Origin of the sequence: Pseudomonas machongensis (genome assembly GCF_034961125.1) — a bacterium.
GTDB classification, from domain to species: Bacteria; Pseudomonadota; Gammaproteobacteria; order Pseudomonadales; family Pseudomonadaceae; genus Aquipseudomonas; species Aquipseudomonas machongensis.
On the sequence record NZ_JAYFUI010000118.1, the window covers coordinates 1 to 8,238 of the forward strand.

Sequence of the window (8,238 nt, forward strand, 5' to 3'; positions counted from 1 at the left end):
AGGGTGAGAAGACCCTCATCAGACAAGAAGCGATCGCTGCCGGGAGAAACACGATGTTCAGCAAGCAAGACCAGATCCAGGGTTACGACGATGCACTGCTGGCGGCGATGAATGCCGAGGAACAGCGCCAGGAAGATCACATCGAGCTGATCGCCTCGGAGAACTACACCAGCAAGCGCGTGATGCAGGCCCAGGGCAGCGGCCTGACCAACAAGTACGCCGAAGGCTATCCGGGCAAGCGCTACTACGGTGGTTGCGAGCACGTCGACAAGGTCGAGGCGCTGGCCATCGAGCGCGCCAAGCAGCTGTTCGGCGCTGATTACGCCAATGTCCAGCCGCACTCCGGCTCCTCGGCCAACAGTGCGGTCTACCTCGCCCTGCTGCAGGCCGGTGACACCATCCTGGGCATGAGCCTGGCCCACGGCGGCCACCTCACCCACGGCGCCAAGGTGTCGTCCTCGGGTAAGCTTTACAACGCCGTTCAATACGGAATCGACACCAATACCGGCCTGATCGACTACGACGAAGTCGAGCGCCTCGCCGTCGAGCACAAGCCGAAGATGATCGTCGCAGGTTTCTCGGCCTACTCGAAAACCCTCGATTTCCCACGCTTCCGCCAGATCGCCGATAAAGTCGGTGCGCTGCTGTTCGTCGACATGGCCCACGTTGCCGGCCTGGTCGCTGCGGGCCTGTACCCGAACCCGATTCCTTTCGCCGACGTGGTCACCACCACTACCCACAAGACTCTGCGCGGCCCGCGTGGCGGCCTGATCCTGGCCAAGTCCAACGAAGAGATCGAGAAGAAGCTCAACGCCGCCGTGTTCCCCGGCGCCCAGGGCGGCCCGCTGATGCACGTGATCGCCGCCAAGGCGGTGTGCTTCAAGGAGGCACTGGAGCCCGAGTTCAAGAGCTATCAGAAGCAGGTCATCGAGAATGCCCAGGCCATGGCCCAGGTGTTCATCGAGCGTGGCTACGACGTGGTCTCCGACGGCACCGACAACCACCTGTTCCTGGTCAGCCTGATTCGCCAGGGCCTGACCGGCAAGGATGCCGACGCCGCCCTCGGCCGCGCTCACATCACCGTCAACAAGAACGCCGTGCCCAACGATCCGCAGTCGCCGTTCGTCACCTCGGGCCTGCGCATCGGCACCCCGGCCGTCACCACCCGCGGCTTCAAGGTTGCCCAGTGCGTGGCGCTGGCTGGCTGGATCTGCGATGTGCTGGACAACCTGGGCGACGCCGACGTCGAAGCCGATGTCGCCAAGAACGTCGCCGCCCTGTGCGCCGACTTCCCGGTCTACCGCTGAGTGGAGTAGAACACCATGCAACGCTATTCGGGCTTCGGCCTCCTCAAGCACTCCCTCAGCCACCACGAGAACTGGCAGCGCATGTGGCGCACGCCAACTCCCAAGAAGGTCTACGACGTGGTCATCGTTGGCGGCGGTGGTCATGGCCTGGCCACGGCCTACTACCTGGCCAAGGAACATGGCATTACCAACGTCGCGGTGGTGGAGAAGGGTTACCTGGGTGGTGGCAACACCGCGCGTAACACCACCATCGTGCGTTCCAACTACCTGTGGGATGAGTCCGCGCACCTCTACGAGCATGCCATGAAGCTGTGGGAGGGCCTGTCGCAGGACATCAACTACAACGTGATGTTCTCCCAGCGCGGCGTCTATAACCTGTGCCACACCCTGCAGGACATCCGTGATTCCGAGCGACGGGTCAACGCCAACCGTCTCAATGGCGTCGACGGCGAGCTGATCCTCACCGACCAGGTCGCAGCCGAGATCCCGTACCTGGACTGCTCGAAGAACACCCGTTACCCCATTCTGGGCGCCACCGTGCAGCGTCGCGGCGGCGTGGCCCGTCACGATGCGGTCGCCTGGGGCTTCGCCCGGGCCGCCGATGCCCTGGGTGTGGACCTGATCCAGCAGACCGAAGTCATTGGTTTCCGCAAGGAGAACGGTGCTGTGATCGGTGTGGAAACCAACAAGGGTTTCATCGGTGCCAAGCGCGTCGGCGTGGTCACCGCCGGTAACTCCGGGCACATGGCCAAGCTGGCTGGCTTCCGCCTGCCGCTGGAGTCGCACCCCTTGCAGGCACTGGTGTCGGAGCCAATCAAGCCGATCATCGACTCGGTGATCATGTCCAACGCCGTGCACGGCTACATCAGCCAGTCCGACAAAGGCGACCTGGTGATCGGTGCCGGCATCGACGGCTGGGTCGGTTATGGCCAGCGTGGCTCGTACCCGATCATCGAACATACCCTGCAGGCGATCGTCGAGATGTTCCCGATCCTGTCGCGCGTGCGCATGAACCGTCAGTGGGGCGGCATCGTCGACACCACTCCCGATGCCTGCCCGATCATCTCCAAGACTCCGGTCAAGAACATGTTCTTCAACTGCGGTTGGGGCACGGGCGGCTTCAAGGCCACGCCAGGTTCGGGCAACGTCTTTGCGGCGAGCCTGGCCAAGGGCGAGATGCATCCACTGGCCGCGCCTTTCTCCATCGACCGTTTCTACAACGGCGCGCTGATCGACGAACACGGCGCTGCTGCCGTCGCCCACTGACCCGGAGACAATCGTCATGTTGCAAATCTTCTGTCCCCACTGCGGCGAGCTGCGCTCCGAAGAAGAATTTCACGCTTCAGGCCAGGCGCACATCGCCCGCCCGCTGGACCCGAACACCTGCTCCGACGAAGAGTGGGGCACCTACATGTTCTTCCGCGACAACCCGCGCGGTATCCACCATGAGCTGTGGGACCACGTCGCCGGTTGCCGCCAGTACTTCAACGTGACCCGTGACACGGTGACCTACGAGATTCTCGAAACCTACAAGATCGGTGAGAAACCTCAGGTGACCGCTGCATCCAGACAAAGCGCCGCACCGGCGACCGCCAAGGGCCAGGGAGAAAAAGTATGAGCCAGGTCTATCGCCTCGCCAGCGGCGGTCGCATCGACCGCAGCAAGGTTCTGAACTTTACCTTCAACGGCAAGACCTACCAGGGTTATGCCGGCGATACCCTGGCCGCCGCGCTGCTGGCCAACGGTGTCGAGATCGTCGGGCGCAGCTTCAAGTATTCGCGGCCACGCGGGATCATCGCCGCCGGTACCGAAGAGCCGAACGCCATCCTGCAGATCGGCTCCAGCGAAGCCACCCAGATCCCCAACGTGCGTGCCACCCAGCAGGCGCTGTATTCGGGCCTGGTGGCCAGCAGCACCAACGGCTGGCCGAACGTCAACAACGACGTCATGGGCATCATTGGCAAGGTCGGCGGCAACATGATGCCGCCGGGGTTCTACTACAAGACCTTCATGTATCCCAAGTCGTTCTGGATGACCTACGAGAAGTACATTCGCAAGGCGGCGGGCCTGGGCCGTGCACCGCTGCAGAACGACCCGGACAGCTACGACTACATGAACCAGCACTGCGACGTGCTGATCGTCGGCGCGGGCCCGGCAGGCCTGGCCGCCGCACTGGCAGCTGGCCGCAGCGGTGCACGGGTGATCCTGGCCGACGAACAGGAAGAGTTCGGCGGCAGCCTGCTCGACAGCCGCGAGACCCTCGACGGCAAGCCGGCCGCCGACTGGGTGGCTGCGACCCTTGCCGAGCTGCAGGGGCTGGCGGAAGTCACCCTGCTGCCGCGCAGCACGGTCAACGGTTATCACGACCATAACTTCCTGACCATCCATGAGCGGCTCACCGACCACCTCGGCGATCGCGCGCCGATCGGCCAGGTACGCCAGCGCGTGCACCGTGTACGGGCCAAGCGTGTGGTGCTGGCCACCGGCGCCCACGAGCGTCCGCTGGTGTACGGCAACAACGACCTGCCGGGCAACATGCTGGCCGGAGCGGTCTCCACCTATGTGCGCCGTTATGGCGTGGCGCCGGGCCGCAAGCTGGTGCTGTCGACCAACAACGACCATGCCTACCGCACCGCCCTGGACTGGCACGATGCCGGCCTGCAGGTGATCGCCATCGCCGATGCGCGCCACAACCCACGCGGTTCGTTGGTCGAGGAGGCGCGTGCCAAGGGCATCCGCATCCTCACCTCCAGCGCGGTGATCGAAGCCCGTGGCGGCAAGCACGTCACCGGTGCCCGTGTGGCGGCCATCGATGTGCCTGCGCACAAGGTCACCAGCCCTGGCGAATGGCTCGAATGCGACCTGGTGGCCACTTCCGGAGGCTACAGCCCGGTGGTGCACCTGGCCTCACACCTGGGCGGGCGTCCGGTCTGGCGTGACGATATCCTCGGCTTCGTGCCGGGCGATGCGCCGCAGAAGCGCGTGTGCGTCGGTGGCGTGAACGGCGTCTATGCGCTGGGCGACACCCTCGCCGACGGTTTCGAAGGGGGTGTTCGCGCCGCCACCGAGGCCGGCTTCAAGGCCAGCGTGGGCAGCCTGCCCAAGGCCCTGCAACGCAAGGAAGAGGCCACCGTGGCGCTGTTCCAGGTGCCGCACGACAAGGGCACCGCACGCGCCCCGAAACAGTTCGTCGACCAGCAGAACGACGTCACGGCGGCCGCCATCGAGCTGGCCACCCGCGAAGGCTTCGAGTCGGTCGAGCACGTCAAGCGCTACACCGCGCTGGGCTTCGGTACCGACCAGGGCAAGCTGGGCAACATCAACGGCCTGGCCATCGCCGCCCGCTCGCTGGGTATCACCATTCCGGAAATGGGCACCACCATGTTCCGCCCCAACTACACGCCGGTCACGTTCGGCGCGGTGGCGGGCCGTCATTGTGGCCACCTGTTCGAGCCGGTGCGCTTCACTGCGCTGCATGCCTGGCACGTGAAGAACAACGCCGAGTTCGAGGATGTCGGCCAGTGGAAGCGCCCGTGGTACTTCCCCAAGCCTGGCGAAGACATTCACGCCGCCGTGGCTCGTGAGTGCAAGGCAGTACGTGACAGCGTGGGCCTGCTCGATGCCTCCACGCTCGGCAAGATCGATATCCAGGGCGCGGATGCGCGCGAGTTCCTCAACCGCGTTTATACCAACGCCTGGACCAAGCTCGATGTGGGCAAGGCCCGCTACGGCCTGATGTGCAAGGAAGACGGCATGGTCTTCGACGACGGCGTGACCGCCTGCGTCGGCGACAACCACTTCATCATGACTACCACCACTGGTGGTGCCGCCCGTGTGCTGCAGTGGCTGGAGCTGTACCACCAGACCGAATGGCCGGAGCTGAAGGTGTATTTCACCTCGGTCACCGACCACTGGGCGACCATGACCCTGTCCGGCCCCAACAGCCGCAAGCTGCTGGAGCAGATCAGCGACATCGATCTGGACAAGGACGCCTTCCCGTTCATGAGCTGGAAGGAAGGCAACGTCGGTGGCGTACCGGCGCGGGTGTTCCGTATCTCGTTCACTGGCGAGCTGTCGTACGAGGTCAACGTCCAGGCCAACTACGCCATGGGCGTGCTGGAAAAGATCATCGAGGCGGGCAAGCAGTACAACCTCACGCCTTATGGCACCGAGACCATGCACGTGCTGCGCGCCGAGAAGGGTTTCATCATCGTCGGCCAGGACACCGACGGCTCGATGACCCCGGACGACCTCAACATGAGCTGGTGCGTGGGCCGCAACAAGCCGTACTCGTGGATTGGCCTGCGCGGCATGAACCGCGAGGACACCACCCGCGAGAACCGCAAGCAACTGGTTGGCCTCAAGCCTGTTGACCCGAACGTGTGGCTGCCTGAAGGCGCCCAGCTGGTATTCGATCCCAAGCAGCCAATCCCGATGGACATGGTCGGTCACGTCACCTCCAGCTACAAGGCCAACTCCCTGGGCTATTCGTTCGCCATGGGCGTGGTCAAGGGTGGCCTAAAGCGCCTCGGCGAGCGGGTCTATTCGCCACAGGCTGATGGCAGCGTGATCGAGGCAGAGATCGTGTCTTCGGTGTTCTTCGATCCGAAGGGTGAGCGGCAGAACGTTTGAGGCCCAGCCAGTACTCCTGGTTGGAATGAGGTCCCTGTGGGAGCGGGCTTGCCCGCGAATGCGATGGTGCATTCACCGCCCTCTTCGCGGGCAAGCCCGCTCCCACAGGGTCTCGGGTCGCGTCGCACAAGAATTCAAGGCAGGTAAGAAATGAGCGCTATCAACGTCTTCCAGCAAAACCCCGGCAGCGATGCCAAGGCCCAGTCGCCGCTGCACCACGCAGACCTGGCCAGCCTGGTCGGCAAAGGCCGCAACAACGCAGGCGTGACCCTGCGCGAGAAGAAATTCCTCGGTCACCTGACCCTTCGTGGCGATGGCCATGACCCGCAGTTCGCCGGTGCCGTGCACAAGGCCCTGGGCTTGGAGCTGCCGGTGGCGCTGACGGTGGTCGCCAACAGTGAAATGTCGTTGCAGTGGGTGGGCCCCGACGAATGGCTGCTGATCGTCCCGGGCGGCCAGGAGTTCAGCGTCGAGCAGAAGCTGCGCGATGCCCTCGAAGGCCAGCACGTCCAGGTGGTCAATGTCAGTGGCGGGCAGACCCTGCTCGAGCTGCGCGGCCCGAACGTGCGCGACGTGCTGATGAAATCCACCAGCTATGATGTACACCCGAACAACTTCCCGGTCGGCAAGGCCGTGGGCACCGTGTTCGCCAAGTCGCAACTGGTGATCCGTCGCACTGCCGAAGACACCTGGGAGCTGGTGATCCGCCGCAGCTTCTCCGACTACTGGTGGCTGTGGCTGCAGGACGCATCGGCCGAGTACGGCCTGGCCATCGAGGCATAAGGAGCGCAGATCATGAGTCGGGCACCGGACACCTGGATTCTCACCGCCGACTGCCCGAGCATGCTCGGCACGGTCGATGTGGTCACGCGTCATCTCTTCGAGCAGCGCTGCTACGTCACCGAGCACCATTCCTTCGATGACCGGCTGTCGGGGCGTTTCTTCATCCGTGTCGAATTCCGCGCACCCGAGGGTTTCGATGAAGATGCCTTCCGTGCCGGGTTCGCCGAGCGCAGCGAAGCGTTCGGCATGGCCTTCGAGCTGACTGCACCCAATCACCGCCCCAAGGTGGTGATCATGGTGTCCAAGGCCGACCATTGCCTGAACGACCTGCTGTATCGCCAGCGCATCGGCCAACTGGGCATGGAGGTGGTCGCAGTGATCTCCAACCACCCCGACCTGGAGCCGCTGGCGCACTGGCACAAGATCCCCTACTACCACTTCGCGCTCGACCCGAACGACAAGCCGGGCCAGGAGCGCAAGGTGCTCAAGGTGATCGAGGAAACCGGCGCGGAACTGGTGATTCTCGCCCGCTACATGCAGGTGCTGTCGCCAGAGCTGTGTCGGCGCCTGGATGGCTGGGCGATCAACATCCATCACTCGCTACTGCCGGGGTTCAAGGGTGCCAAGCCCTATCACCAGGCATACAACAAGGGTGTGAAGATGGTCGGTGCGACCGCGCACTACATCAACAATGACCTCGACGAAGGGCCGATCATCGCCCAGGGCGTCGAGGTGGTGGATCACAGCCACTATCCCGAAGATCTGATCGCCAAGGGCCGTGATATCGAATGCCTGACCCTGGCGCGGGCGGTGGGGTATCACATCGAGCGGCGGGTGTTCCTCAATGCCAACCGGACTGTGGTTCTCTGACGCCTGCCCTGGCCTCTTCGCGGGCAAGCCCGCTCCTACGGGGGATCGGGTGTCTGAGAACGGCACTGTGCCTGTAGGAGCGGGCTTGCCCGCGAATGGCATCACCGCTTTCGACCTGCCGTAAACAGACAACCCCCTGTCGCATCCAGTCACTGCGACATCCCCCATCAAGCCCACAATTCCCTCATTCCAGTAACACAGGCCGCCCAAGGATGGCGGCGCTTCAACCACCGCTGCATAAATACAAATCAAGCGAGGTAAAAGCATGTCTGGTAATCGTGGAGTGGTGTATCTCGGCGCAGGCAAGGTCGAGGTGCAGAAGATCGACTACCCCAAGATGCAGGATCCGCGCGGCAAGAAGATCGAGCACGGCGTGATCCTCAAGGTGGTCTCCACCAATATCTGCGGCTCCGACCAGCACATGGTCCGTGGCCGCACCACCGCTCAGGTCGGCCTGGTGCTCGGCCACGAAATCACCGGTGAAATCGTCGAGTTGGGCCGTGATGTCGAGCGCCTGAAGATCGGCGACCTGGTGTCGGTGCCGTTCAACGTTGCTTGCGGGCGCTGCCGTTCCTGCAAGGAGATGCATACCGGCGTCTGCCTGACCGTCAACCCGGCCCGTGCCGGCGGTGCCTACGGCTATGTC

The 8,238-nt window shown here is 63.8% G+C and carries 7 protein-coding genes; all 7 read left to right on the forward strand.

Annotation, left to right across the window (positions count from 1 at the left end; genetic code table 11):
- Positions 1-53: 53 nt before the first annotated feature.
- Positions 54-1,307: a serine hydroxymethyltransferase gene (locus VA602_RS12705; RefSeq protein WP_323453368.1), complete on the forward strand. Its 1,254-nt coding sequence runs from the start codon at positions 54-56 to the stop codon at positions 1,305-1,307.
- Positions 1,308-1,322: 15 nt separating this feature from the next.
- The gene (locus tag VA602_RS12710) at positions 1,323-2,573 is read left to right on the forward strand and encodes a sarcosine oxidase subunit beta family protein (protein ID WP_054892149.1); all 1,251 of its coding nucleotides are present in this window, start codon (positions 1,323-1,325) and stop codon (positions 2,571-2,573) included.
- 16 nt (positions 2,574-2,589) lie between these two features.
- Positions 2,590-2,925 carry a sarcosine oxidase subunit delta gene (locus tag VA602_RS12715; protein ID WP_186667473.1) on the forward strand — a complete coding sequence of 112 codons (336 nt, stop codon included), beginning with the start codon at positions 2,590-2,592 and terminating at the stop codon, positions 2,923-2,925.
- Positions 2,922-5,939, forward strand: a complete 3,018-nt coding sequence (locus tag VA602_RS12720; RefSeq protein ID WP_323453369.1) for a sarcosine oxidase subunit alpha — start codon at positions 2,922-2,924, stop codon at positions 5,937-5,939. The genes VA602_RS12715 and VA602_RS12720 overlap by 4 nt, the downstream gene beginning before the upstream one ends.
- Before the next feature lie 150 nt (positions 5,940-6,089).
- A complete protein-coding gene (locus VA602_RS12725; RefSeq protein ID WP_054892152.1) occupies positions 6,090-6,722 on the forward strand; it encodes a sarcosine oxidase subunit gamma in 633 nt (210 codons plus the stop codon).
- 12 nt (positions 6,723-6,734) lie between these two features.
- Entirely contained in the window at positions 6,735-7,592 is an 858-nt protein-coding gene (purU, locus tag VA602_RS12730; RefSeq protein WP_197889773.1) for a formyltetrahydrofolate deformylase, read from the forward strand.
- A gap of 265 nt (positions 7,593-7,857) precedes the next feature.
- The coding region (locus VA602_RS12735) for an alcohol dehydrogenase catalytic domain-containing protein (protein WP_323453370.1) at positions 7,858-8,238 on the forward strand (381 nt) is incomplete at its 3' end.